Genomic DNA, 23,865 nt, shown 5'->3' on the forward strand with positions numbered 1-23,865 from the left:
GGTGCACTCGACAGGATTCGAACCTGTGACCGCTCGGTTCGTAGCCGAGTACTCTATCCAGCTGAGCTACGAGTGCATTTGTTGCCGCGCATTATAGATCGTTTAATCATTTTGTCAAGCACTTTTACGAGTAAATTCAAACACTTACCGCTCAAGCCAGATTACAACGCCCTACATAAATAATGGCGGAGAGGGGGGGATTCGAACCCCCGACACCCTTTTGAGGTGTACTCCCTTAGCAGGGGAGCGCCTTCGGCCACTCGGCCACCTCTCCGCAACACGGGGCGTATAATAACCGCCTTTTCCCCGTTTGCAAAGCCAAAAATTCAATAAAAATTAATGGCTTGGTTCCTGGTCCTTCTCTTTCTTGATGCGCAGGTAAATTTCCTCACGGTGAACAGCCACCTCTTTGGGGGCATTGACACCGATTCGTACTTGATTACCTTTAACGCCGAGCACGGTCACTGTGATTTCACCATCACCAATGATCAGGCTTTCTGCGCACCGACGAGTCAGAATCAACATACTTTTCTCCTCACGCACTACTTTCAGGGACAACAGTCTGCAAAGCTAAAACAGCATTGGCCTACAACAAAATGAGCAATAGACCTACACCTGAGTATTGACTAGCGCAAAGAAAAGAACAGCCTTCCTACGCAGATCAAAAAAACGAAAGGCGCGGATAAACCGCGCCTTTCGGGCAACGCATCACTCGCCCTGTCGGGCCGGAGCGTCCAATTCAAAAGCGGTGTGCAACGCACGCACTGCCAGCTCCAGGTATTTCTCTTCGATAACCACAGACACCTTGATTTCAGACGTCGAAATCATCTGGATATTAATGCTTTCCTTGGCCAGCGATTCGAACATACGGCTGGCGACACCCGCGTGCGAACGCATGCCCACACCCACGATCGACACCTTGGCAATCTTGGTATCACCGACAACCTCACGAGCGCCAATTTCACGCGCCGTGTTTTCCAGCACCAGCAAGGCTGCCTGATAGTCGTTGCGATGCACGGTGAACGTGAAGTCGGTGGTGTTATCGTGCGCGACATTCTGCACGATCATGTCCACTTCAATGTTCGCGCCACTGATAGGGCCCAGAATCTTGAAGGCCACCCCTGGGTTATCCGGCACGCCACGGATGGTCAGCTTGGCTTCATCACGGTTGAAGGCGATACCGGAAATGATCGGCTGTTCCATGGATTCCTCTTCATCAATGGTAATGAGGGTGCCCGGACCCTCCTGAAAACTGTGCAGAACGCGCAGTGGAACGTTGTACTTGCCAGCAAACTCGACCGCACGGATCTGCAGCACCTTTGAACCGAGGCTGGCCATTTCCAGCATCTCTTCAAAAGTGATCTTGTCCAGACGCTGAGCCTGCGACACCACACGCGGGTCGGTGGTGTAAACGCCATCGACGTCGGTATAAATCTGGCATTCGTCAGCTTTCAACGCAGCCGCCAGGGCCACGCCGGTCGTGTCCGAACCACCGCGACCGAGGGTGGTGATATTGCCGTGCTCATCGACACCCTGGAAACCGGCGACAACGACTACCCTGCCCGCCTTCAGATCGGCACGAATCTTCTGATCGTCGATTTGAAGGATACGCGCCTTGTTGTGTGCGCTGTCGGTCAGGATACGTACCTGATTGCCGGTGTAGGACACCGCTGGCACGCCACGCTTGATCAAGGCCATGGCCAACAGGGCAATGGTCACTTGCTCGCCCGTGGACACAATCACATCCAGCTCACGCGGAACCGGTTGATCGCTGATCTGCTTGGCCAATCCGATCAGGCGATTGGTCTCGCCACTCATGGCCGACAACACAACCACCAGCTCGACGCCTGCATCGTGGAACTTTTTAACCTTGTCGGCCACCTGCTCGATTCGCTCGACAGAGCCAACGGAGGTGCCTCCAAATTTCTGTACGATCAAAGCCATCTCAAAGCAGCCTCAGCCCGTGAAGGGCGCCCATTAAACATTCAAACCCATCAAAGCGCCAAAGCCTGCCGTCAGGCGGCAGGCCTGGTGGACGATTTAAACACCCTGCTCGACAAAGGGTACGGTCAACGCCAGCGCTGCATCCAGTGCACCGGCATCAACACCACCACCCTGAGCCATATCAGGACGACCACCGCCTTTACCGCCTACGGCAGCGGCCGCTTGCTTCATCAAATCACCGGCTTTGAGTTGGCCAGTCAGGTCCTTGGTTACGCCTGCAACCAGTACGACCTTATCTTCATGGACACTGCCGAGCAGGATCACTGCGCGGCCGAGCTTGTTCTTCAACTGATCAACCAGCGCCAACAGGGCTTTACCATCCTGACCGTCAAGGCGCACGGCGAGGACTTTTACCCCTTTGACATCCAACGCAGAGGACGACAGATCATCGCCCGCAGCACTGGCCGCCTTGGCCTGCAATTGTTCGAGTTGTTTTTCCAACTGGCGGTTACGCTCCAGTACAGCCGAGAGCTTGTCCAGCACGTTGTCGCGACTGCCCTTGATCAGCGTCGCGGCTTCCTTGAGTGTGTCTTCCGCCGCGTTGAGGTAGGCCAGCGCCGCAGCGCCAGTGACCGCTTCGATACGTCGAACGCCTGCTGCAACGCCACCTTCACTGATGATTTTCATCAGCGCGATGTCGCCAGTGCGATTGGCGTGAATACCACCACACAGCTCGACCGAGAAATCGCCACCCATGCTCAGTACGCGCACGTTGTCGCCGTACTTCTCGCCAAACAGCGCCATGGCACCTTTCTTCTTGGCAGTCTCGATATCGGTTTCTTCGGTTTCGACCGGGGAGTTCTTGCGCACTTCGCGGTTTACGATGTCTTCCAGAGCTTTCAACTGCTCCGGTTTGATCGCTTCAAAGTGGCTGAAGTCAAAACGCAGGCGCTGACTGTCGACCAGCGACCCTTTCTGCTGTACATGCTCACCGAGTACCTGACGCAACGCGGCGTGCAGCAAGTGCGTCGCCGAGTGGTTCAGGGATGTGGCGTGGCGAACCTCGGCATCGACCTCTGCATTGAGTTCGACACCCACTTTAAGACTGCCTGCAGTCTGGACGCCGTGGTGCAGGAAAGCGCCGCCGGTTTTGGTGGTGTCACGTACGTCGAAACGCACGGCACCCGCCGACAGATAACCGCAGTCGCCAATCTGACCACCGGATTCGGCATAGAACGGCGTCTGATCGAGGATCACAACACCCTCTTCGCCTTCGCTCAATTGCTCGACCGCCTGGCCGTCTTTATACAGCGCAATCACCTTGGCGACAGCGCGAGTAGCGGTATAACCGATGAAGCGCGTGGGCTCATCAACCTTGACCAGGCTGTTGTAGTCCATACCAAACGAACTGGCCGAACGAGCGCGCACGCGCTGGGCGTCCATTTCGCGCTCAAAACCTTCCTCATCAAGGGTCAGGTTACGTTCGCGGGCGATGTCGCCGGTCAGGTCCATCGGGAAACCGTAGGTGTCATACAGCTTGAACACCACATCACCCGGCACCACGCTGCCTTTGAGTTCAGCCAGATCCTGCTCGAGGATCTTCAAACCCTGCTCCAGGGTCTTGGCGAATTGCTCTTCTTCAGCCTTGAGCACGCGCTCGATGTGCGCTTGCTGCTCGGTCAATTCCGGGAAAGCGCTGCCCATTTCCGCGACCAGCGCGCCAACGATCTGATAGAAGAAGCTGCCTGTGGCGCCCAGCTTGTTGCCATGGCGGCAGGCGCGACGAATGATCCGGCGCAGCACATAGCCGCGGCCCTCGTTGGACGGCAGCACACCGTCGGCGATCAGGAAGCCGCAAGAACGGATGTGGTCTGCCACGACTTTGAGCGAAGGCTGCATGTCGTTGCTGCAACCGATGGCCTTGGCTGAAGCGACCAGCAGGTTCTGGAACAGGTCGATCTCGTAGTTCGAATGCACGTGCTGCAGCACGGCACTGATCCGCTCCAGGCCCATGCCGGTGTCCACCGACGGCGCTGGCAACGGATGCAGCACGCCATCGGCAGTGCGGTTGAACTGCATGAACACGTTGTTCCAGATCTCGATATAACGGTCACCGTCTTCTTCCGGCGAGCCCGGTGGGCCACCCCATATGTCGGCGCCGTGATCGTAGAAAATCTCGGTGCACGGACCGCAAGGGCCGGTATCGCCCATGGTCCAGAAGTTATCGGAGGCGTACGGCGCGCCTTTGTTGTCGCCGATACGCACCATGTGCTCGACCGGTACCCCGATTTCCTTGGTCCAGATATCGTAAGCTTCGTCATCGCTGGCGTAGACCGTGACCCAAAGCTTTTCCTTGGGCAGGTTCAACACACCGGTCAGGAAGGTCCAGGCGTAGGTGATGGCATCGCGCTTGAAATAATCACCAAAGCTGAAGTTACCCAGCATTTCGAAGAACGTGTGGTGACGAGCGGTATAGCCGACGTTTTCCAGGTCGTTGTGCTTACCACCGGCACGCACGCATTTCTGGCTACTGACCGCACGAGTGTAGGCGCGCTTTTCCTGACCCAGGAAGCAATCCTTGAACTGGTTCATCCCCGCGTTGGTAAACAGCAGGGTGGGGTCATTGCCCGGAATCAAAGAGCTGGAGGCTACACGGGTGTGACCTTGCTCTTCGAAGAAGCGAAGGAAGGCTTCACGGATTTCTGCGCTTTTCATAGATTCTTCCACGGAGACGGCGGCCAGAGGCAAGTGCAAAGTGTTAAAAGAGGGTGCGACTTGCAAAGGGCCGCATTATATAGGCGTTGCGCCGTCGGTACAGCGTGTTTGTACGATAGAAACAAGCAATTGGATCGTCGGCAACATCACCCTTTAGCGAACTCGGCAAATGCTGCCACGACCTGTTCGATCTGAATACGCGATACATCCAGGTGCGTGACCATCCGCAAGCGCGCTGCGGCACTGAGCTTGATGCCCCGTTCAGCGCAAAAACCCTTGAGCGCTTCAGCCCGATCATCGACCTGCACGTACACCATGTTGGTCTGTACCGGTTCGACCTGATAACCCAGCCTACGCAAGCCTTCGGCCAGAAATTGGGCATTGGCATGGTCATCGGCCAATCGCTCGACGTGGTGCTCCAACGCATACAGCCCGGCAGCAGCGAGAATCCCGGCCTGACGCATGCCGCCCCCGACCATCTTGCGCAAACGACGGGCCTTGCCAATCAGTTCGGTCGTGCCGCACAACACTGAGCCGACCGGGGCACCCAAGCCTTTGGACAGGCACACCGAGACAGAATCAAAGTACTGGGTGATTTCTTTGGCATCAACCCCCAGCTTCACCGCCGCGTTGTACACGCGCGCGCCGTCCAGGTGCAAGGCCAGACCCTGCTCATCACACAAGGCTCGAGCGGCAGCCAGGTACCACAGAGGTAAAACCTTGCCCTGCATGGTGTCTTCCAGTGCCAGAAGTCGGGTACGGGCGAAATGGAAATCATCAGGCTTGATCGCAGCCAACACCTGATTCAAATCCAGCGAACCATCCGCCTGGACGTCAAGCGGTTGCGGCTGAATCGAGCCCAATACCGCAGCCCCGCCGCCTTCATATTTGTAGGTATGCGCCTGTTGGCCGACGATGTATTCATCGCCGCGCCCACAATGAGCCATCAAACCGAGCAAATTGCTCATGGTGCCGCTGGGTACAAACAGACCCGCCGCAAACCCGAGCCGGTCGGCCAGATGCGCCTCGAGACGGTTCACGGTCGGATCCTCGCCATACACGTCATCGCCCAAAGGCGCACGCGACATGGCGTCGAGCATTCCAGCCGTGGGCTGGGTCACGGTGTCACTGCGCAGATCAATAACCGTCACGATAGAGCTCCATGAGATGTTCAAAACCTGGACAGTGAACGCAAGAACAGTCCTGCAATCACTCATTACTGAGGCCACTGAGCACTTTATTCAAGGTCGTACCTCACGAACCGGCCACTTCGATATAAGAAAAAGTCAGGACACCCTGACTAAAGTGTCCATGCATACTCGAGAAAACTATGATAAAAAATGCGCGCCGACAGACAATGCTGTCGGCAACGTTCTCAGGGCGGGGTGCGATTCCCCACCGGCGGTAATAACGCGAAATGCGTTTAGCCCGCGAGCGCTTGTCGTGCAGGATGCTTCGGCCCCCGCCCTGACAAGGTCAGCAGACCCGGTGTGATTCCGGGGCCGACGGTCATAGTCCGGATGAAGAGAGAACGGGATTGGCACCAAAGGGCCGTATCGTGCGCATCGCCATGAACACTTTTGCATTCTGGCCATGATCTCGACGTACCCTTGAATCCCATTCGATCCAAAGCGCCCTGTTTTTTTTATAAACAGGAGTCAGAACAGATGCAACTCAGCTCAATCGATAGCAAAAGCAAAAGCCACCCTAACGAGCGCATCGCTTTTATCCAGGCCTGCTGGCACAAGGATATTGTCGATCAGAGCCGTAATGGTTTTGTCGCTGAAATGGCAAACCATGGCTACGCCGAAAGCGATATCGATTTCTTCGAAGTCGGCGGCGCGTTTGAAATCCCTCTGCACGCCAAGCTGCTGGCCAAAACCGGACGTTACTCAGGCATTGTCGCGGCCGGCCTGGTGGTCGACGGCGGTCTTTATCGCCATGAGTTCGTCGCTCAATCGGTTGTCAGTGCGTTGATGCAAGTGCAGCTGGAAACGGAAATCCCGGTATTTTCCGTGGTCCTCACGCCGCATAACTTTCATGCCGGTGACGAACACCAAAAGTTCTTCTTCGAGCATTTCGTGCTGAAAGGCGCAGAAGCTGCAAAAACCTGTGCTGACACCGTGAACAAGTTGCGCAGCTTGCGTCGCACCGAGCCGCAACAGCGCGTCGCGGTTTAATCAGCAGCGCTGTCGCGCAACAAACTGGGTCTAGGTAGCTGACTTGTCTGCAAAAAGCCGGGGTCGCAAACAAGTCAGTTACAGATCCTTTGGCTTCAAGCCAACTCTTCGCCGTTACTGGGCACAATCAGAATGCCGGCGCGCAAGCCGTTTTTGACCTTTGGGTTAGGGAAGATAATACGTGCGCCCTGCTCTTCAACGACCCAGCGGGTATCGGCCAGGTCATTGGCCAACAGAAAGCCTTGGTCCAGTTCCGAAAAGTTCTCAATGTCTGCAGGCAAGTTCAGCTTGAACGCATCGCTGTGCTTGATGATTTCACGGGCCACGCTGAATAGCTGCAAACCGTTGAGTGGCTGATCGTCAAACGCTGGTTCCGTGCCTTCGATCATGTGTTTGAGACGCTTTTCGAGTAACTGTAGATTGACCTGTTGGTTTTCCCCGAACGGCCGCGCCTTACCCAATTCCAGGGTAAAGGACTCAGCACCTAACTTGTCGTAGGTGTAAGAACTGAAGACGATAGATGCCTTGTTTTGCAGCAACACTGCCTCCATCCCCGCCGCCTGCAAGCGCGCCAGTTCAAGGCGCGAGCGCTGACGACCTTCCTTCCACGGATACAGCGCGAATTGCTCGATCTTCGAACCACGAATGGCTGTGTGCAGGTCGTAATGCAACCGATAACGATCCGGCAGACTGAAGAAACTGGCCGCCAGACGCTCCAGCTCGCAGGCCCGTAAAGCCTCGAAGCCGCTGGTCTGTTCATGGCGTCCGTTGAACAACCGGTTCACATCCTGCTCGATATAACGCTCCCCGCGACGCATGGCCACGGGGTTGCCGAACAGGAACAAAATACGTGCCCGCGGTTTCAGATCGCCGCGTGCGATGTCACGAATCAATTGGTCCAACAGCTCGATAGGCGCGGTTTCGTTGCCGTGAATCCCGGCGGACAACAGCAAGTCCATGCCATTGTCCCGGGCTGCAGGCGGACGGACTTCAAGCGCCCCTTCGCTCATCCAGCGCATACGCACGCCTTCGACAGTCAGTTGAGTCTTTTCCGCTGGTTCATGACCAGCCAGGGTCAGTTCAAGCAGCTTGCCGAGAGCGAGCATACGTCGTGCTCCTTATTGAGCGGGCGTGGTATTTCAGTGATCGTGGGCGCAGTCAGGACCGTGAACGTGCTCTTCATCACCGACGTCTGCCGGTTCCATTTCCAGTTGCAGGCTGACCAGGTTGGTCGCCAAAGGACGTAACAGCAGGTTAGCGTATTCGGCGTCACCCTCTTCAACATCGACGCCAATCAGCAACTGACCACGGCCATCGTGCTGAATCCACAGCTCTTTGCCTTGCCACATGACCGCAACACGGGTGCAAGAGGTCTCCAGCTGGGTGCCGTCGGTGTCTTCAAGGATCAACTGCAGGGTGTCGCTCATAATCGGGTGCTCTTTAGAGAGGGAAATCGCGCGCCCCTCTTCAAGGGCGCGTACTTTCAATTGATTTGGGAGGGATAAACCGAGCCCAGTTTAAGGATTTTCGTCAGTTCATCCAGTGCCGCACGGCATTCAAGCAACAATCCGGGATCGGTCAGGTCGGTTTCGCTCATTCGATCGCGGTAGTGCTTCTCGACCCACTGGGTCAGCGTGTCGTACAAGGGCGCCGTCATGATAACCCCTGGATTGACTGCCGCCAGCTCGGTTTCGTTGAGTGCGACCCGCAGCCGCAGGCACGCCGGACCACCGCCATTCTGCATGCTTTGCTTGAGATCGAAGACTTTCACTTCAGTGATCGGGCCATCGTCAGCGATCAATCGCTGCAAATACTGCCAGACGCGCTCGTTGCCTCGGCACTCTTCCGGGACGATGAGCAGCATTGAGCCATCGGCACGGGACAACAACTGGCTGTTGAACAGATAGGAACGCACCGCGTCTTCGACCGCGACTTCAGCACGTGGTACGCAGATCGCACGGAAGCGCCCGCCGCGTCGCCCCAGCTTGTCGTGAAGTTCAGCCAACATGTGTTCGGTATTGAGGAATGCATCTTCGTGATAGAACAGCAGCTCACCGTTGCCCACTGCGATCACGTCGTTGTGGAATACCCCTTGATCGATAACCGCCGGGTTTTGCTGGGCGAAGACCACACCGTCTTCGCTCAGACCGTGCAAGCGCGCAACAGCCTGCGAAGCTTCCAGGGTTTGCCGCGCCGGGTACTTCTGCGGCGCCGGGTAACGGGTGTCGAATGCACTGCGCCCAAACACAAAAAACTCAACGCCCGCTTGGCCATAGTCGTGGCAAAAACGAGTGTGGTTGGCGGCGCCTTCATCGCCAAATTGCGCCACAGCAGGTAACGCCGCGTGGTGGGCAAAGTGCTGCTGATCAGCGAACATCGCCTTTAATACGCGGGTGGTAGTCGGGTGTTCGATGCTGCGGTGGTACTTGCAATTGAGGTTGGCCGCAGTGAAATGCACCCGACCATCAGCCGTGTCGGCGCTCGGGCTGACCGTGGCAGCGTTAGCCACCCACATACTTGATGCCGAGCAACTGGCGACCAACAACGGCATGGCGTCTTTGGCGGCTTGCTGGATCACTTGCGCGTCGCTGCCACTGAAACCCAAAGAGCGCAGTGCAGCCACATCCGGGCGCTCCTGCGGGGCCAGCACGCCTTGGGTGAAGCCCATTTCCATCAGGGCCTTCATCTTCGCCAGACCTTGCAACGCCGCTTCCCTTGGATTGGAAAACTGCTGACTGTTGCTCTGGGACGCGACGTTGCCGTAGGACAAACCGCCATAGTTATGGGTCGGACCCACTAAACCGTCAAAGTTGACTTCATATGATTTCATCGGCGAGGCTCCATGGATCTGTTGTTATTGGCGTAAGTTCCGGGATTTCTGTAGGAGATTTGCTCCATCTCCGACGCCGCGCTGTCGCGCAGCAAGCTCGATCAACTGCAGGAGCTGACTTGTCTGCGATAAGGTCGGAACGACCTTCCAGCGATAGTGCATTCACTATTTTTGCTAGCGTTCCGCACTAGATCGCAGCGGGACGCGTAGTTACGAGTCAGCTCCTACGGTTATGAGAGACGTATCCCCGGTGTCAACGCTGCCGGCAAACTGATACGAGGCGCTTCCAGCGAAGCCACCGGGTACGCGCAATAGTCGGCCGCGTAATACGCACTGGCGCGATGGTTACCCGAAGCCCCCACGCCACCGAACGGCGCACTGCTGGCAGCGCCGGTCAATTGCTTGTTCCAGTTGACGATACCGGCACGGCTCTCCAGCCAGAACTGCTCATAACGCGCTTCAGAGTCCGACAACAAACCCGCAGCCAACCCGTATTGGGTGGCATTGGCTTGCGCAATGGCCGCATCAAAATCAGCATAGCGGATCACTTGCAGCAGCGGCCCGAACAGCTCCTCATCGGGGCGATCAGCGACATCGCTGACATCCAGAATCCCTGGCGTCAGCAAGGCTGACTGCGCCTGTGGCTGGGTCATTTCCAACAACGCCACGGCGCCATTGGCCAGCAGATGTTCCTGAGCGTCGAGCAAAGCACGCGCAGCCCCCAAAGAAATCACCGAACCCATGAAGGGTGCTGGTTGCTGATCGAACGCGCCGACTTCAATCGTGGCGGTGACGGCTACCAGACGCGCAAGCAAGGCATCGCCCCACTCGCCTTCAGGCACCAGCAAACGGCGGGCACAGGTACAACGCTGTCCGGCGGAGATGAACGCCGACTGAATCACGGTGTAGACCGCCGCATCGAGGTCTTCGACCTGATCGACAATCAGCGGGTTATTACCGCCCATTTCCAGGGCCAGTATCTTGTCCGGGCGCCCGGCGAATTGTTGGTGCAACAGGTTACCGGTACGGCTGGACCCGGTGAAAAACAAACCGTCGATCCCAGGATTGGCCGCCAACGCAACGCCCGTTTCCCGCGCACCTTGCAAAAGGTTCAATACACCCGCTGGCAACCCGGCCTCAATCCAGCACTTGACCGTCAACTCAGCGACTTTGGGTGTCAGCTCGCTGGGTTTGAACAGTACGGCGTTGCCCGCCAGCAGCGCCGGAACGATATGCCCGTTCGGCAAATGCCCCGGAAAGTTGTAGGGACCAAAGACTGCTACCACGCCGTGAGGCTTATGGCGCAGCACAGCGGTGGCGTCGCCCAACGGGCTGCTCTTCTCGCCGGTGCGCTCACGGTAGCTCTGCACCGAAATAGCGATTTTATTGATCATGCTGGTAACTTCGGTGGCCGACTCCCAGAGCGGCTTACCGGTTTCTTCACCGATGCAATGGGACAGTTCGTCCGCATGGGTTTTCAGGCTCGCGGCAAACGCTTCCAGCACCGCGATTCGCTCGTCCAGTGAGCGCTTGGCCCAGGCTGGAAATGCCTGACGCGCAGCCCGCACAGCCTCATCGACTTGAGCGGCCGTTGCGCCCTGCCCGGTCCACACCACGTGCTGAGTGACGGGATTCAACGACTCAAAACGCTCGCCCTGCCCGGCTTGCCAGGCACCCGCGATATAAAGCGTACTCATCAGATAGCCTCCCTTGCAGCGGATAAAGGCACCGCACGAACTTGATCGCCTGCGCTCAATTGCAGGCGCTTTGCGGTCAGAGGGTCGACGACCAATGTGCCAGCAGCTAACCGTGCAGGCGCGGCGGTGATGCGACAGTCTTCGCGCTTGCGGTTGTGAATCAGGAATGGCGTGGCGTCATCGCCCGGCGTACCGACAGACAGCACCAACGCCTGGCTATCGTGCACGGCACGGATCTTCGAGGTTTCGCATTCCACAGCAGGGCCGGCGTCGAAAATATCGACATAGCCCTGATAGCTGAAGCCTTCGCTTTTCAGCATTGCCAGCGCAGGCTCGGTGTCGGGATGTACACGACCAATGATGTTGCGTGCCTCTTCGGAGAGGAAGCAGGTGTACAGCGGGAACTTGGGCATCAGCTCGGCGATGAACGCCTTATTACCCACGCCCGTCAGGTAATCAGCCTGGCTAAATTCCATCTTGAAGAAGTGCCGACCCAGGCTTTCCCAGAACGGTGAATGTCCCGCTGCGTCGGACATGCCACGCATTTCAGCGATGATCTTGTTGCCGAATAATTTCGGGAATTCGGCAATGAACAGCAATCGCGCCTTGGCCAACAAGCGACCGTTAAGGCCGGTGCGGGCGTCGCTGCGCAAGAACAGTGAGCACAGCTCGGAGTTTCCGGTCAGGTCGTTGGCCAGAAACAGCGTCGGAATTTCACGATAGATCTTCAATTCCTGAGACGCGCTGACCGTCAGGCCGACACGGTAGTTGTACCAGGGCTCACGCAGACCCACAGCACCTGCGATGGCAGAAATCCCCACCACCTGACCGTCATCGTCTTCGAGGACGAACAGATAGTCCGCGTCGGCACGCTCGGCCTCGCCGCGAAAGGTTTTCTCGGCCCAGCCGACCCGATGCGCCAGGCGCTCTTCATTGGCTGGCAGCGTCGTCAGGCCTGGACCTGTGGTGCGCGCCAGCTCGATCAGCTTCGGTAAGTCGCTGCTGCGTACGGGACGAACGATCATGCTATCTCCTCAACCGGACGCCCTTGGGAGCCCGCGAATCTCGCTAACCTGCAAACCAGACACTGAATGGCCGGATCTGTTAAACCGCAACAATACGTACGCTGGCACCTTCGCCGACGCCCAGGGCCTCGGCAGCTTCCAGACTCAAGTTCACCGGTTTTCCCGGCGCCCAATCGAGTTCCAGGAGCACGGCGCGGTAGTCCTGCAACTGGCCATTGGCAACCAGATACAGTCGTCCACCCTTGCCCATTTCACCCATTTTCACGGGCACCACTCGGCTCTGGGCAATCGAACGAATGCCGGATACTCGCGCATGCAAAGTCGGGCCACCGTCGAAGATGTCGATGTAGTGATCGGTCTCGAAACCTTCGCGCATCAGGATGTCGAAAGTAATCTGTGCGCGCGGGTGAACCTGGCCCATGGCCTCTTGCGCGGCATCGGGTAGCAGCGGTACGTAGATGGGGTAATGCGGCATCAGTTCGGCGAGGAATGTCCGGCTTTTCAGGCCGCACAGGCGCTCGGCCTCGGCATAGTTCAGGTCAAAGAAGTTGCGCCCGATGGCATCCCAGAATGGCGAGTCGCCATGTTCATCGCTGTAGCCAACGATTTCCGTCACCACCGAATCAGCAAAACGCTCCGGGTGGCTGGCGACAAACAGCAGTCGTCCACGAGAGTTGAGTTCCGACCAGTTTGTACCGACCAACTCAGGCACCACATAGAAACTGGTCAGCAGGCTGTTGCCGGTCAGGTCGTGACACTGCGACAGCACATGAATCTTGTTATGGATCTTCAGTTCACGCGACGCATGAACGAAGGTCTCATTTCGGAAACTGTAGAAAGGCTCAGAATACCCCGCCGAAGCGACGATCCCCGAACAGCCGACCAGCCGCCCGGTTTCGCTGTCTTCTAGGACAAAGAAATAGCTCTCTTCGCCGTTGAAGCTGACTTCAGCAGCAAACGATGCTTCCGAAGCCGCGATTTTGTCAGTCAAACGACCGGCATCATCCGGCAGGGAAGTGACACCAATCGGGCTGTCTGCAGCCAGACGCTGTACTTCGCCCAGATCAGCCATTTGCGCGGGGCGCATCACCAGCATGGTGTCACTCCTTACCAGAAAAACAGGCCGACATCAGTCAGCGCAGAAAAAATTACCGCGTGGCCTACAAAAGCCCACCCAGTACGAGAAAGAAGCCCGGTGCCGGCCTTTATGGCCAACGCCGGGGTACAGCATTGTGTATCAACCGTTCATCAAGCCTGAGTCAAGGTGGCGATGGCACGCTCGAAACGGTCCAGCCCTTCGTCGATATCGGCTTCGGTCACCACCAGACTCGGTGCGAAACGGACAACATCGGGGCCGGCTTGCAGGACCATCACGCCTTCTTTTTCAGCGGCGTTGAAGAAGTCTTTGGCCTTGCCTTTCCAGGCATCGCTGAGGACGCAACCGAGCAGCAGACCCAGGCCACGCACCTGAGTGAATACGCCGTATTGCTCACCGATGGCTTCAAGACGGGTCTTGAACAGTTCGCGCTTGGCTTTCACGCCCGCCAGGGTTTCCGGGGTGTTGACGATATCGATCACCGCTTCGGCCACCGCACACGCCAGCGGGTTGCCGCCATAGGTGGTGCCGTGGGTGCCGACGGTCAAGTGCTTAGCCAGCGCTTCGGTGGTGAGCATCGCGGCAATCGGGAAACCGCCGCCCAGGCTCTTGGCGCTGGTGAGGATGTCCGGGGTCACGTCGTAGTGCATGTAGGCGAACAGTTCACCTGTGCGGCCCATGCCGGTCTGCACTTCATCGAACACCAGCAGTGCATTGTGTTCGTCACACAGCTGGCGAGCGCCTTGCAGGTACGCCAATTCGGCAGGAATTACGCCACTTTCGCCCTGAACCGGCTCCAGTACCACGGCACAGGTCTTGTCGGAAATGGCTGCTTTCAATGCATCCAGATCGTTGTACGGAACGTGGGTAATCCCCGTAATTTTCGGACCGAAGCCATCGGAATACTTGGACTGGCCGCCCACGTTCACGGTGAACAACGTGCGACCGTGGAAGCTGTTGATCGCGGCAATGATTTCGTATTTTTCCGTGCCGTACAGGTCAAATGCTACTCGGCGCGCCAGCTTGAAAGCCGCTTCGTTGGCTTCGGCACCCGAGTTACAGAAGAACGCACGATCAGCGAACGTGGCATCAACCAGCTTCTTCGCCATACGCAAAGCGGGTTCGTTGGTGAATACGTTAGAGACATGCCACAGCTTATTGGCTTGCTCGGTCAAGGCGCTGACCAACGCCGGGTGGGCATGGCCAAGCACATTCACGGCGATCCCGCCGGTAAAATCGACCAGTTCGCGGCCCGATTGATCCCACACTCGGGAACCCGCACCGCGCACGGGGATAAAACCCGCAGGCGCGTAGTTAGGGACCATCACCTGGTCGAAATCGGTGCGTTGCACCTGAGCATGCTCAACGGACATCGGAGTCTCCTGAAGAGGAACGCCTGCCTGAAACTGGCAAGCGATGGGAGGATTGTAAGGACTGATTTCGGTCTAGCCTTGCCGCCAAGCGACAACTTGTTACAACGCCAAACCGTGTTTTTCCGTGGCTTTCGGCAATGCGACATATAGCGTCGGAAAAAAGCAGTTTAAACGTTTTAGTGGTGTGTCTGACATGCCGCCTTCGCGAATGAATCCCCGCAGGATATCTACGCAACGTGTGGGAGCTAATTCATTCGCGAAGGGGCCATCAGCAACAAATCACCCGCGCTCGGAAGGCACCGATGACAACTCGAACGGGCTACTGCTGCGGCGCTGGTTGCGGTCTTCGCGCGGGGTGGCGCCGAAGAAGTTGCGGTAGGCGCTGGAAAAATGTGGTCCTGATGAAAAACCGCAGGACAAGCCGATCTGGATGATCGACTTACTGGTCTGCATCAGCATCTGTCGTGCCTTGTTCAGGCGCAGCTCCAGGTAATACTGGCTTGGGACACGATTGAGGTACTGCTTGAAGATCCGCTCCAATTGCCGACGTGAAACACACACGTGTTGGGCTATCTCGTCAGTGGTCAACGGCTCTTCTATATTGGCTTCCATCAGCAGCACAGCCTGAGTCAGCTTCGGATGGCTGGAGCCCAAACGGTTTTGCAGCGGAATACGCTGACGCTCGCCACCCTCGCGGATGCGCTCTACCACCAGTTCTTCCGACACAGCGCCCGCCAGCTCGGCGCCATGATCACGCGCCAGCACCGCCAACAGCAGATCAAGCACCGAAAGACCGCCACACGCGGTCAGACGATCACGGTCCCAGTCGAACAGATGACTGGTGGCGATCACTTTCGGAAAACGCTCGGCAAAATCATCCTGCCAACGCCAGTGCACCGCAGCACGATAACCGTCGAGCAGACCGAGCTGGGCCAGTGGATAAACACCGGCGGATAAACCACCGATCACACACCCGGCACGCACCAATTGTTTGAGCGCACTGCTCAACACCGACGTCATTTGCGCCGGCGGCTCATCGGCCAGCAGAAACAGCTTCTGACAACCTTCCAGACGCCCGGCCCAAGGCTCGCCGGGCAATTGCCAGGCGCCTTCGACCGGCGGCTCAGCTTGCAAGAACAATAATTCGTAAAGCACTTCTGGATGGACGCGCTGTGCAACACGCAAGGCTTCCTCGGCCAGCGCCAGCGTCATGGCTTTAGTGCTGGGCCAAATCAGGAAACCAATTCGATGGGCAATCATGGCGTACAGTCCGAAACGTTTCGCGGTTGTGGGTCGAGCATCAGTGCGCTCGATCTTTATTAAGGTGAAACCAGGTCATGAATCAAGAGGGCCGAATCATGACCTGTTTTGGTGCGTAAGGCATCGTTAAAACGTTTAGATTATTTCAGACTGCCGGACAAGAATTGCTGAAGCCGTTCAGACTGCGGGTTGACCAATACTTCACGAGGATCGCCCTGCTCTTCCACCACACCCTGGTGCAAAAAGATCAACTGGTTCGACACTTCACGAGCAAAGCCCATTTCATGGGTAACCACCACCATGGTCCGGCCTTCCTGTGCCAGCGCCTGCATCACCTTGAGTACATCGCCTACCAGTTCCGGGTCAAGCGCAGAAGTCGGCTCATCGAACAGCATGACCTCCGGCTCCATCGCCAATGCACGGGCAATCGCAACACGCTGCTGCTCCCCGCCGGACATATGCCCTGGGTAAGCGTTCTTGCGGTGCGAGACACCCACCTTGGCCAGGTAGTGCTCAGCCTTTTCCAGCGCGTCCTTTTTCGACATGCCGAGCACATGGATCGGTGCTTCGATGATGTTTTCCAGGGCCGTCATGTGTGACCAGAGATTGAAGTGCTGGAACACCATCGACAGGCGCGAACGCATGCGCTGCAGCTGCTTGGGGTCAGCGGCCTTCAGGGCGCCATCCTTGCTTGCCACCAGCTTCAGCTCTTCGTTGTTCAGCAGGATTTTGCCTGCATGGGGCTGTTCGAGCAGATTGATGCAGCGCAGAAAGGTGCTTTTACCCGAGCCACTGGAGCCGATGATGCTGATCACGTCCCCAGCCTTGGCCGTCAGGGAAACACCCTTGAGCACTTCATGACTGCCATAGCGTTTATGCAGGTCTTGGACTTCCAGTTTGTTCATGCTTTCGGTTCTCACAAAACAGTCAGTCAGTCGCTGAGCAGGCGCCCGTGGCGGAGCGGTGTACGCCCTGCCACTTTGGCCAGCCAGAAACCAGGTTGGGCGTAACGTAGCCGTTCAGTTGCATACAGCACGCCGGACGTGCCGGCACACACCGTACTGACCCGATCGGACAAGGGATCGATGACTTCGAACAACGGTTCGCCGACGTCAACCCATACGCCTGCGCGGCGCAAATAAGTCACTACGCCGGGATGGGGCGCAAAGTGCAGGTACGTGCCTTCGAACGGCATCCCTTCGCACGCCTCGTATGCAGGTTGCGACCAGTCACCGCCGATAAAACCCTGCTCGGCAAGGAACGCCAGAATGCCTTCGGCGTGTGCCTGAGCCTCATCCCTGCCGGTGTCGGCTTGCCCGCCCAATTCAAGGGTCGTGGCCAGACACGCCAACAATATCTGCGCCTCAGGAAAAATCTGTGACAGACGCAACCATGGCAGCGAACACGCTTCATCAAAGGAGCTGCCGCCAGACTCCTCCGCCAGCAAGGCGACGCTCACGTTCAAGTGCGCCGACAGCGACCGCCACTGCGGCCAGTGCTGCGGCAAGGCATACATATGCAGCGCCGCTTCGGCGTCGCAATGCAGGTCCAGCACCACATCGGCGGTACAGGCATGGCTCAGGAGTAAACGCTGCAGCCCCTGCAACTCGCTGCCCGGCGCCGGTAACGCGTCCAGAACGAAGGTCATTGCCTGACGGATCAGGCGGGTATTGGCATGCGGATCATCGCCCAACTGGCCTTTCAGCAGCTCGGCCACCGACGCGCCCAGTTCGGGAAAATCACGGTTGAAATTCTTGCCGCTGCCAAACTCGAAACGTCCTTGATGAGCACCTTGTAGCAACTGCCCCAGGCCAATGGGATTGGCCACTGGCACCAACTCGATGACACCCTTGAGCATCCCTTGCTCTTCGAGTTGCATCAGGCGTTTTTTCAGCTCCCAGGCTGTGCGCATGCCCGGCAATTCATCGGCGTGCAGGCTGGCCTGAATATAGGCCTTGCGCTCGCCGCTACCGAATCGGAACACGCTCAACTGACGCTCGGTGCCGAGGCTGCTCCACGGCAATGAATGATCGATACGTTGCATGGTTCAGGCCCTGCGTGGGGCTAGGTAGCCCAGCCAGCGACGTTCGGCCATCTTGAACAGTCGCACGAGAATAAAGGTCAGACACAGGTAGAACGCGCCGGCGGTGATGTAAGCCTCGAACGGCAAGTAGTATTGAGCGTTGACCGTACGCGCCGCGCCAGTGATGTCAATCAAGGTCACGATGGACGCCAGACTGGTGGTCTGCAGCATCATGATCACTTCATTGCTGTACTGCGGCAGCGCCCGGCGCAAAGCTGAGGGCAGCAGAATCCGCCGGTACATTTTCGAGCGCGACATGCCCATGGCCTTGGCCGCTTCGATCTCGCCAGCCGGTGTCGACCTTAAGCTGCCGGCAATGATTTCGGCGGTGTAGGCGCTGGTATTGATCGCGAAAGCCAGGCAGGCGCAAAACGTCGCACTGGACAGCCATGGCCAGAAGACACTGTCGCGCACGGCCTGAAACTGAGCCAGCCCGTAGTAGATCAAAAACAGTTGTACCAGCATCGGCGTGCCGCGAATCACGTAGGTGTACAGCCAGGCAGGCATGTTGACCCACTGCTGTTTCGACACGCGCATCAGGCCCAACGGCAAAGCGACGAGCAGACCGAATACCAGGGAAATGGCCAGTAACTTGAGGGTGATCAGCAGACCACCGAAGTACAGCGGCAAGCTTTCCCAAATGACGTTGTAGTCGAAGATCATAGATCAGCCGCCCTTACGCCTACCGAGTAGCGCTTCTCAAGATAACGCAGGGCGAGTAACGAAACGCTGGTGATCACCAGGTACATCGCCGCCACTGCCAGGAAGAAAGTAAAGGGTTCGCGGGTAGCATCTGCTGCCTGCTTGGCCTTGAACATCATGTCTTGCAGACCGACCACGGAAATCAGCGCAGTGGCCTTGGTCAGTACCAGCCAGTTATTGGTAAACCCGGGGATCGCCAGGCGAATCATCTGTGGCACCAGAATCCGGAAGAACACTTTGAAACTGCTCATGCCGTACGCCATGCCCGCCTCAGCCTGGCCCTTGGATATAGCCATGAACGCACCCCGAAAGGTCTCCGACAGGTACGCACCGAAGATGAAACCCAGCGTACCGATACCGGCCAGCAGCGGGTTCAGGTCAATGTAGTCGTCATGACCGAGTAACGGTGCAATACGGTTGAGCAGAGCCTGGCCGCCATAGAAAATCAGCAGGATCAAGACCAGGTCCGGAATCCCGCGAATTACCGTGGAGTACAGGTCACCCAACCAGGCCAGCCAGCGCACCGGCGACAAACGCAATGCCACGCCAATCAAACCGAGGACGATCGCCAGGGCCATAGACGACAAGGCGAGCTGCAGCGTCAGCCATGCGCCATCGAGGATGACAGCCCCGTAGCCTTTCAACATGATTCAGGTCCTCAAGCATGAGAATGAAAAATGGCGCCAACCAGACAAGTGCAGAGCCACTGCTGCTAGCGCCATTGCGAGTGTTACGCGATGTACTTACTCGCCGTAGATATCAAAATTGAAGTATTTGTCCTGAATCTGCTTGTACTTGCCGTTGGCACGAATCGCAGCGATGGCCGCGTTGATCTTGTCCAGATCAGCCTTGTCGCCCTTACGCACAGCGATACCGATGCCGTCGCCGAAGTATTTGGTGTCGGTGAACGCAGGGCCCGCAAAGGCATAACCCTTGCCTGCGTCGGTATTGAGGAAACCGTCTTGCAGCAAGGTCGCGTCAGCCAGGGTGCCATCAAGGCGGCCAGCGGCGACGTCCAGGTAGATTTCATTCTGCGAGCCGTACGGCTTGATCTCGGCGCCCAGAGGCTCGAGTACTTCCTTGGCGAAACGGTCATGAATCGAACCGCGTTGTACGCCGATTTTCTTGCCTTTCAACTCAGCGAGATTTGCGCTGATGACGGTGCCGTCTTTCATGACCAGACGTGCAGGCGTGTTGTAGTACTTATTGGTGAAATCAACCGACTTCTTGCGATCTTCAGTGATGGACATCGAGGACAGGATGGCGTCGATCTTGCGCACTTTAAGCGCCGGGATCAGACCATCGAACTCCTGCTCGACCCACGTGCACTTGACCTTCATTTCTTCACACAGGGCATTGCCGATGTCGTAATCGAAACCAACGATGCTGCCGTCCGGGGCTTTGGAGGCAAAGGGAGGGTACGCAGCCTCGATACCGATTTTGAATGGTTTTTCATCAGCGAACGTCGGCTGTGCCAACACGGACAGCGCCAAGGCGCCGAGAAGCATGAGTTTCTTCATTATTAGGACTCCGTCGGTTTAGGGCGACAAATGGCAGAGTGAGCGATGGCCCAATATGCGAAGGGTCAGCATGGATAGCGACGCCGAGCCGGTCGTGTCGGACCTTTCACACGAAAAGTCACACGAAAAGCCTTTAGCGATTGATTGGCATTTTAACGACAGGCCCGAAGTCGATATTTCTTCAATGCGACAACTAGTTATAGAAGCACCGAGAAAGCAGACCCGAAATATTGACAGGCCTTGCAGATTATGCAAAGCCAAAAGACATAGAACCGATCTATATTGCAAATTGCGGGCCTATTATTGGCAAAGGCTTCTATTCCGGCAAGTCTGGCGTATCGACTTGTTTTCAGGGTGCTGGAAATTGCACCCGAATCCTGCGGGGCGTTCCTCTCGGCCCCGAAAGAGAGCAGACGGTTACACATTTGGTTACCTGGCTGCGCGCCGGTAACAAAGAAGAGGTGCCGGTGGTGAAGCCGATATATATCTCTTTCCGAGTTTGGATTTGTGGGAACAAATGTATTCTCGAATGGCTTTGCGCAACGCGCTCGGGCACCCAATAGCGCACACAAAAACGCCCCGCCAGGTTTACACCGGGCGGGGCGTTTCTCAGCCTGGGATCAGGCGGCATTCATAGTCTTGTGCTCATTGATCAACTGCTGCACGACACTCGGATCAGCCAGGGTAGAGATATCACCCAAGCCGTCGTATTCCCCAGTGGCAATCTTGCGCAGGATACGGCGCATGATTTTGCCAGAACGAGTCTTGGGCAACCCTGGCGCAAACTGGATGAAATCCGGCGAAGCGATCGGACCGATTTCCTTGCGCACCCAGTTTCTCAACTCCAGGCGCAGTGCTTCGCTTGGCTCTTCGCCGCCATTGAGGGTGACGTAGACATAAATACCCTGCCCCTTAAGGTCATGCGGTACGCCGACCACAGCGGCTTCGGCGACTTTCGAGTGGGCAACCATCGCACTTTCGATTTCAGCGGTACCCATGCGGTGCCCGGAAACATTGAGCACATCATCCACGCGCCCAGTGATCCAGTAGTAGCCGTCTTCGTCACGACGTGCGCCGTCACCCGTAAAGTACATGCCACGAAAAGTCTTGAAGTACGTATCGACGAAACGATCATGATCACCGTACAACGTGCGCGCCTGACCCGGCCAGGAGTCTAGGATGACCAGGTTACCTTCAGCCGCGCCTTCGATCAGGTTACCCAGATTATCCACAAGCCCCGGCACAACGCCGAAGAATGGTCGCGCTGCCGAACCCGGCTTGAGCGCGTGCGCGCCTGGCAGCGGGCTCATCAACGTGCCACCGGTTTCGGTCTGCCACCACGTGTCGACAATCGGGCAGCGGCCCTTGCCGACGGTGTTGTAGTACCACGTCCAGGCTTCCGGGTTAATCGGCTCACCGACCGAACCGAGCAGGCGCAGGCTTGAACCGTCCGCGTCTTTCACTGCCGCCTGACCTTCGGCCATCATGGCGCGAATGGCAGTCGGTGCGGTGTAGAGGATATTGACCTTGTGCTTGTCGATGATCTTCGACACACGCGTAATGTCCGGGTAGTTCGGCACCCCTTCGAACAACAACGTGGTCGCGCCATTGGCCAGTGGGCCGTAGACAATATAAGTGTGCCCAGTGACCCAGCCCACGTCGGCGGTGCACCAATAAACTTCACCTGGCCTGTAGTCGAATACACGCTCATGGGTCAGCGCGGCATACAACAGATATCCCCCCGTAGTGTGCTGAACGCCTTTGGGTTTGCCGGTGGAGCCCGAGGTATAAAGAATGAACAGCGCCTCTTCGGCACCCATTTCTTTGGGCGCGCAATGGCTGGACGCAACCTTCATCAGGTCTTCGTACCAAATGTCGCGATGCTGGTGCCAAGCGATGTCGCCGCCCGTGCGCTTGCAGACAATAATCTTCTGCACGCTGGCGGTTTCCGGATTGGTCAGCGCCAGGTCGACGTTAGCTTTCAACGCCGTGCGTTTGCCGCCACGCAGACCTTCGTCTGCGGTAATGACGACTTTCGATTTGCAATCAATGATCCGCCCGGCCAGCGCTTCGGGCGAGAAGCCACCGAACACGACTGAGTGGATTGCGCCGATCCGGGTACAGGCCAACATGGCGACCACAGCTTCGGGGATCATCGGCATATAAATAGTGACTACATCGCCGCGGTGCACATCCTGGCCGCGCAATGCGTTGGCGAACTTGCAGACTTCTTCGTGCAGCTCGCGATAGGTAATGTTGCGGTGTTCGGAAGGATCGTCGCCTTCCCAGATGATTGCGATCTGATCGCCGCGCTCGGCCAAATGGCGGTCCAGACAGTTATAGGAAACGTTCAACGTACCATCGGCGAACCATTTAATATCGACATGATGGTCATCGAAGGAGGTCTGTTTGACCGTGGTGAAAGGCTGAATCCAATCCAGGCGCTGGGCCTGCTCCCGCCAGAAGCCATCAGGATTGACCACCGACTGCTGATACATGGCCTTGTAGGTTGCCTCATCGGTCAGCGTTGTAGCCGCAACCTCTGGACGCACAGGATAGACGGAAGCCGCACTCATCGTTGTTACCTCGGTGGATAGTTGTTGTTTTATGATCCCGTTGTATCTTCCCTGCCCCATTCAGGCCATTCGACGATGGTCTTACCGGTCGCAAGCAAGCCTACTACTATAGACCCCTACTCTCCTGCGATGATATGCCACGCCTCTCCGCGACGATCTGTCGCGCCACCGATGATGGATGCCGTCATTTTTCGTGCCTCGATTGTTACAGGTTTCATCAATAGTCTTTATCAAAACACTTCATATATGAACCCACCCGACAGGCCTATAATTTATCTCGCCAACCGGCAAACGATTAACACGTAACAGCCCCCACAACGGCATGTTAATCAACGTGTAAACTTAGTGACACGCCTGGCTCCATAAGAGCCAGGCACTCCCTCACGACAGCAATAAGGACATTAGAAATGAAAGTTGCATTGATGGTCATGGCCCTGAGTAGTTTTAGCGTTGCTGTGATGGCGGCCGAAACAACCGCCGTGGCAGTCAACTCGACGTCTCCCGTGGAGGAATACACGTACGCCACTCATCTGGACATCGCCAAAGTCGTTTCGATGAGCGACATCCCGAACGTCTGCGAGGTCGTTCCCGCGCGTATGACGTACGAAGACTCGAAAGGTGTAGAGCACGTGCTTGAGTATCGCGTCATGGGTAACGGTTGTATTGATGGTTGATTCATCTGCACACTGCCCTCAGCTACCACGTCAACGCCTCTTGGAGCAATCCAATGTGGCGTTGACTGCATTTAGAATGCCCGTTTATTCAATCGACGTCTGATAGACATTTTTTGAGGCGTACCATTAACGTTTCCCACCGACATGCACGGTAAGTTTATTCGTACAGTGACTAATGCTCTTATTACTA

The 23,865-nt window shown here is 56.9% G+C and carries 20 protein-coding genes, 2 tRNA genes and 1 riboswitch; of the genes, 2 read left to right on the forward strand and 20 right to left on the reverse strand.

Annotation, left to right across the window (positions count from 1 at the left end; genetic code table 11):
• Positions 1–2: 2 nt before the first annotated feature.
• The 6 genes from QN399_RS24360 to ltaE all read right to left on the reverse strand — a co-directional run bounded on the left by QN399_RS24360 (position 3) and on the right by ltaE (position 5,810).
• Positions 3–76 (reverse strand) — tRNA-Arg (locus tag QN399_RS24360).
• A gap of 107 nt (positions 77–183) precedes the next feature.
• A tRNA-Ser gene (locus QN399_RS24365) sits at positions 184–274 on the reverse strand.
• Between the two features lie 62 nt (positions 275–336).
• On the reverse strand, positions 337–525 hold the full coding sequence (gene csrA / locus QN399_RS24370) for a carbon storage regulator CsrA (RefSeq protein ID WP_020290522.1): 189 nt from the start codon (positions 523–525) through the stop codon (positions 337–339).
• Positions 526–708: 183 nt separating this feature from the next.
• Complete coding sequence (locus QN399_RS24375) at positions 709–1,944, reverse strand: aspartate kinase (protein WP_322180171.1); 1,236 nt, start codon at positions 1,942–1,944, stop codon at positions 709–711.
• Positions 1,945–2,040: 96 nt separating this feature from the next.
• Positions 2,041–4,659, reverse strand: coding sequence for an alanine--tRNA ligase (gene alaS / locus QN399_RS24380; RefSeq protein ID WP_330201810.1), 2,619 nt, complete (start codon positions 4,657–4,659; stop codon positions 2,041–2,043).
• Positions 4,660–4,805: 146 nt separating this feature from the next.
• Complete coding sequence (gene ltaE / locus QN399_RS24385) at positions 4,806–5,810, reverse strand: low-specificity L-threonine aldolase (RefSeq protein ID WP_330201811.1); 1,005 nt, start codon at positions 5,808–5,810, stop codon at positions 4,806–4,808.
• 216 nt (positions 5,811–6,026) lie between these two features.
• Positions 6,027–6,196: riboswitch (FMN riboswitch) on the forward strand.
• 130 nt (positions 6,197–6,326) lie between these two features.
• Between ltaE and QN399_RS24390 the strand changes: the two genes are divergently transcribed.
• Positions 6,327–6,839, forward strand: a complete 513-nt coding sequence (locus QN399_RS24390; protein WP_330201812.1) for a 6,7-dimethyl-8-ribityllumazine synthase — start codon at positions 6,327–6,329, stop codon at positions 6,837–6,839.
• A gap of 95 nt (positions 6,840–6,934) precedes the next feature.
• On the opposite strand, the gene astE is transcribed toward QN399_RS24390, so the two are convergent.
• The 14 genes from astE to acs form a co-directional block, all read right to left on the reverse strand.
• The gene (gene astE, locus QN399_RS24395; protein WP_322180180.1) at positions 6,935–7,945 is read right to left on the reverse strand and encodes a succinylglutamate desuccinylase; all 1,011 of its coding nucleotides are present in this window, start codon (positions 7,943–7,945) and stop codon (positions 6,935–6,937) included.
• 33 nt (positions 7,946–7,978) lie between these two features.
• Positions 7,979–8,266, reverse strand: coding sequence for a topoisomerase II (locus QN399_RS24400; protein WP_219064507.1), 288 nt, complete (start codon positions 8,264–8,266; stop codon positions 7,979–7,981).
• Positions 8,267–8,322: 56 nt separating this feature from the next.
• On the reverse strand, positions 8,323–9,669 hold the full coding sequence (gene astB / locus QN399_RS24405; protein WP_322180182.1) for an N-succinylarginine dihydrolase: 1,347 nt from the start codon (positions 9,667–9,669) through the stop codon (positions 8,323–8,325).
• A gap of 230 nt (positions 9,670–9,899) precedes the next feature.
• The gene (gene astD, locus QN399_RS24410; protein WP_322182760.1) at positions 9,900–11,369 is read right to left on the reverse strand and encodes a succinylglutamate-semialdehyde dehydrogenase; all 1,470 of its coding nucleotides are present in this window, start codon (positions 11,367–11,369) and stop codon (positions 9,900–9,902) included.
• Complete coding sequence (astA, locus tag QN399_RS24415; protein ID WP_322180184.1) at positions 11,366–12,391, reverse strand: arginine N-succinyltransferase; 1,026 nt, start codon at positions 12,389–12,391, stop codon at positions 11,366–11,368. Before astA ends, astD begins: the two co-directional genes overlap by 4 nt.
• Positions 12,392–12,470: 79 nt before the next feature.
• Positions 12,471–13,487 (reverse strand): arginine/ornithine succinyltransferase subunit alpha, encoded by a 1,017-nt coding sequence (aruF, locus tag QN399_RS24420; RefSeq protein ID WP_322180187.1) that lies wholly within the window; start codon positions 13,485–13,487, stop codon positions 12,471–12,473.
• Between the two features lie 152 nt (positions 13,488–13,639).
• A complete protein-coding gene (locus QN399_RS24425; RefSeq protein WP_322180190.1) occupies positions 13,640–14,860 on the reverse strand; it encodes an aspartate aminotransferase family protein in 1,221 nt (406 codons plus the stop codon).
• Between the two features lie 279 nt (positions 14,861–15,139).
• Entirely contained in the window at positions 15,140–16,120 is a 981-nt protein-coding gene (gene argR / locus QN399_RS24430; RefSeq protein ID WP_322180192.1) for a transcriptional regulator ArgR, read from the reverse strand.
• Positions 16,121–16,260: 140 nt separating this feature from the next.
• Entirely contained in the window at positions 16,261–17,025 is a 765-nt protein-coding gene (locus tag QN399_RS24435; RefSeq protein ID WP_322180194.1) for an ATP-binding cassette domain-containing protein, read from the reverse strand.
• Positions 17,026–17,051: 26 nt separating this feature from the next.
• Positions 17,052–18,164 (reverse strand): succinylglutamate desuccinylase/aspartoacylase family protein, encoded by a 1,113-nt coding sequence (locus QN399_RS24440; RefSeq protein WP_322215407.1) that lies wholly within the window; start codon positions 18,162–18,164, stop codon positions 17,052–17,054.
• Positions 18,165–18,167: 3 nt separating this feature from the next.
• Positions 18,168–18,866 carry an ABC transporter permease gene (locus QN399_RS24445; RefSeq protein ID WP_322180199.1) on the reverse strand — a complete coding sequence of 233 codons (699 nt, stop codon included), beginning with the start codon at positions 18,864–18,866 and terminating at the stop codon, positions 18,168–18,170.
• On the reverse strand, positions 18,863–19,552 hold the full coding sequence (locus QN399_RS24450; protein ID WP_322180201.1) for an ABC transporter permease: 690 nt from the start codon (positions 19,550–19,552) through the stop codon (positions 18,863–18,865). Before QN399_RS24450 ends, QN399_RS24445 begins: the two co-directional genes overlap by 4 nt.
• Positions 19,553–19,648: 96 nt before the next feature.
• Positions 19,649–20,425, reverse strand: a complete 777-nt coding sequence (locus QN399_RS24455) for an ABC transporter substrate-binding protein (protein ID WP_322180203.1) — start codon at positions 20,423–20,425, stop codon at positions 19,649–19,651.
• Positions 20,426–21,045: 620 nt separating this feature from the next.
• Entirely contained in the window at positions 21,046–23,001 is a 1,956-nt protein-coding gene (gene acs / locus QN399_RS24460; protein ID WP_322180205.1) for an acetate--CoA ligase, read from the reverse strand.
• 407 nt (positions 23,002–23,408) lie between these two features.
• On the opposite strand from acs, the gene QN399_RS24465 reads away from it, so the two are divergent.
• A complete protein-coding gene (locus QN399_RS24465; RefSeq protein ID WP_322180207.1) occupies positions 23,409–23,675 on the forward strand; it encodes a DUF2790 domain-containing protein in 267 nt (88 codons plus the stop codon).
• The last annotated feature ends 190 nt before the right edge of the window (positions 23,676–23,865 follow it).

This window comes from Pseudomonas sp. 10C3, assembly GCF_036346185.1.
GTDB lineage: Bacteria > Pseudomonadota > Gammaproteobacteria > Pseudomonadales > Pseudomonadaceae > Aquipseudomonas.

Excerpts from the sequence above, each read along its gene's own strand:
- csrA (WP_020290522.1), bottom strand. The coding sequence starts at position 525 with ATGTTGATTCTGACTCGTCGGTGCGCAGAAAGCCTGATCATTGGTGAT.
- QN399_RS24375 (WP_322180171.1), bottom strand. The coding sequence starts at position 1,944 with ATGGCTTTGATCGTACAGAAATTTGGAGGCACCTCCGTTGGCTCTGTC.
- alaS (WP_330201810.1), bottom strand. The coding sequence starts at position 4,659 with ATGAAAAGCGCAGAAATCCGTGAAGCCTTCCTTCGCTTCTTCGAAGAG.
- QN399_RS24390 (WP_330201812.1), top strand. The coding sequence starts at position 6,327 with ATGCAACTCAGCTCAATCGATAGCAAAAGCAAAAGCCACCCTAACGAG.
- astE (WP_322180180.1), bottom strand. The coding sequence starts at position 7,945 with ATGCTCGCTCTCGGCAAGCTGCTTGAACTGACCCTGGCTGGTCATGAA.
- QN399_RS24400 (WP_219064507.1), bottom strand. The coding sequence starts at position 8,266 with ATGAGCGACACCCTGCAGTTGATCCTTGAAGACACCGACGGCACCCAG.
- astB (WP_322180182.1), bottom strand. The coding sequence starts at position 9,669 with ATGAAATCATATGAAGTCAACTTTGACGGTTTAGTGGGTCCGACCCAT.
- astA (WP_322180184.1), bottom strand. The coding sequence starts at position 12,391 with ATGATCGTTCGTCCCGTACGCAGCAGCGACTTACCGAAGCTGATCGAG.
- aruF (WP_322180187.1), bottom strand. The coding sequence starts at position 13,487 with ATGCTGGTGATGCGCCCCGCGCAAATGGCTGATCTGGGCGAAGTACAG.
- QN399_RS24425 (WP_322180190.1), bottom strand. The coding sequence starts at position 14,860 with ATGTCCGTTGAGCATGCTCAGGTGCAACGCACCGATTTCGACCAGGTG.
- argR (WP_322180192.1), bottom strand. The coding sequence starts at position 16,120 with ATGATTGCCCATCGAATTGGTTTCCTGATTTGGCCCAGCACTAAAGCC.
- QN399_RS24435 (WP_322180194.1), bottom strand. The coding sequence starts at position 17,025 with ATGAACAAACTGGAAGTCCAAGACCTGCATAAACGCTATGGCAGTCAT.
- QN399_RS24440 (WP_322215407.1), bottom strand. The coding sequence starts at position 18,164 with ATGCAACGTATCGATCATTCATTGCCGTGGAGCAGCCTCGGCACCGAG.
- QN399_RS24445 (WP_322180199.1), bottom strand. The coding sequence starts at position 18,866 with ATGATCTTCGACTACAACGTCATTTGGGAAAGCTTGCCGCTGTACTTC.
- QN399_RS24450 (WP_322180201.1), bottom strand. The coding sequence starts at position 19,552 with ATGTTGAAAGGCTACGGGGCTGTCATCCTCGATGGCGCATGGCTGACG.
- QN399_RS24455 (WP_322180203.1), bottom strand. The coding sequence starts at position 20,425 with ATGAAGAAACTCATGCTTCTCGGCGCCTTGGCGCTGTCCGTGTTGGCA.
- acs (WP_322180205.1), bottom strand. The coding sequence starts at position 23,001 with ATGAGTGCGGCTTCCGTCTATCCTGTGCGTCCAGAGGTTGCGGCTACA.
- QN399_RS24465 (WP_322180207.1), top strand. The coding sequence starts at position 23,409 with ATGAAAGTTGCATTGATGGTCATGGCCCTGAGTAGTTTTAGCGTTGCT.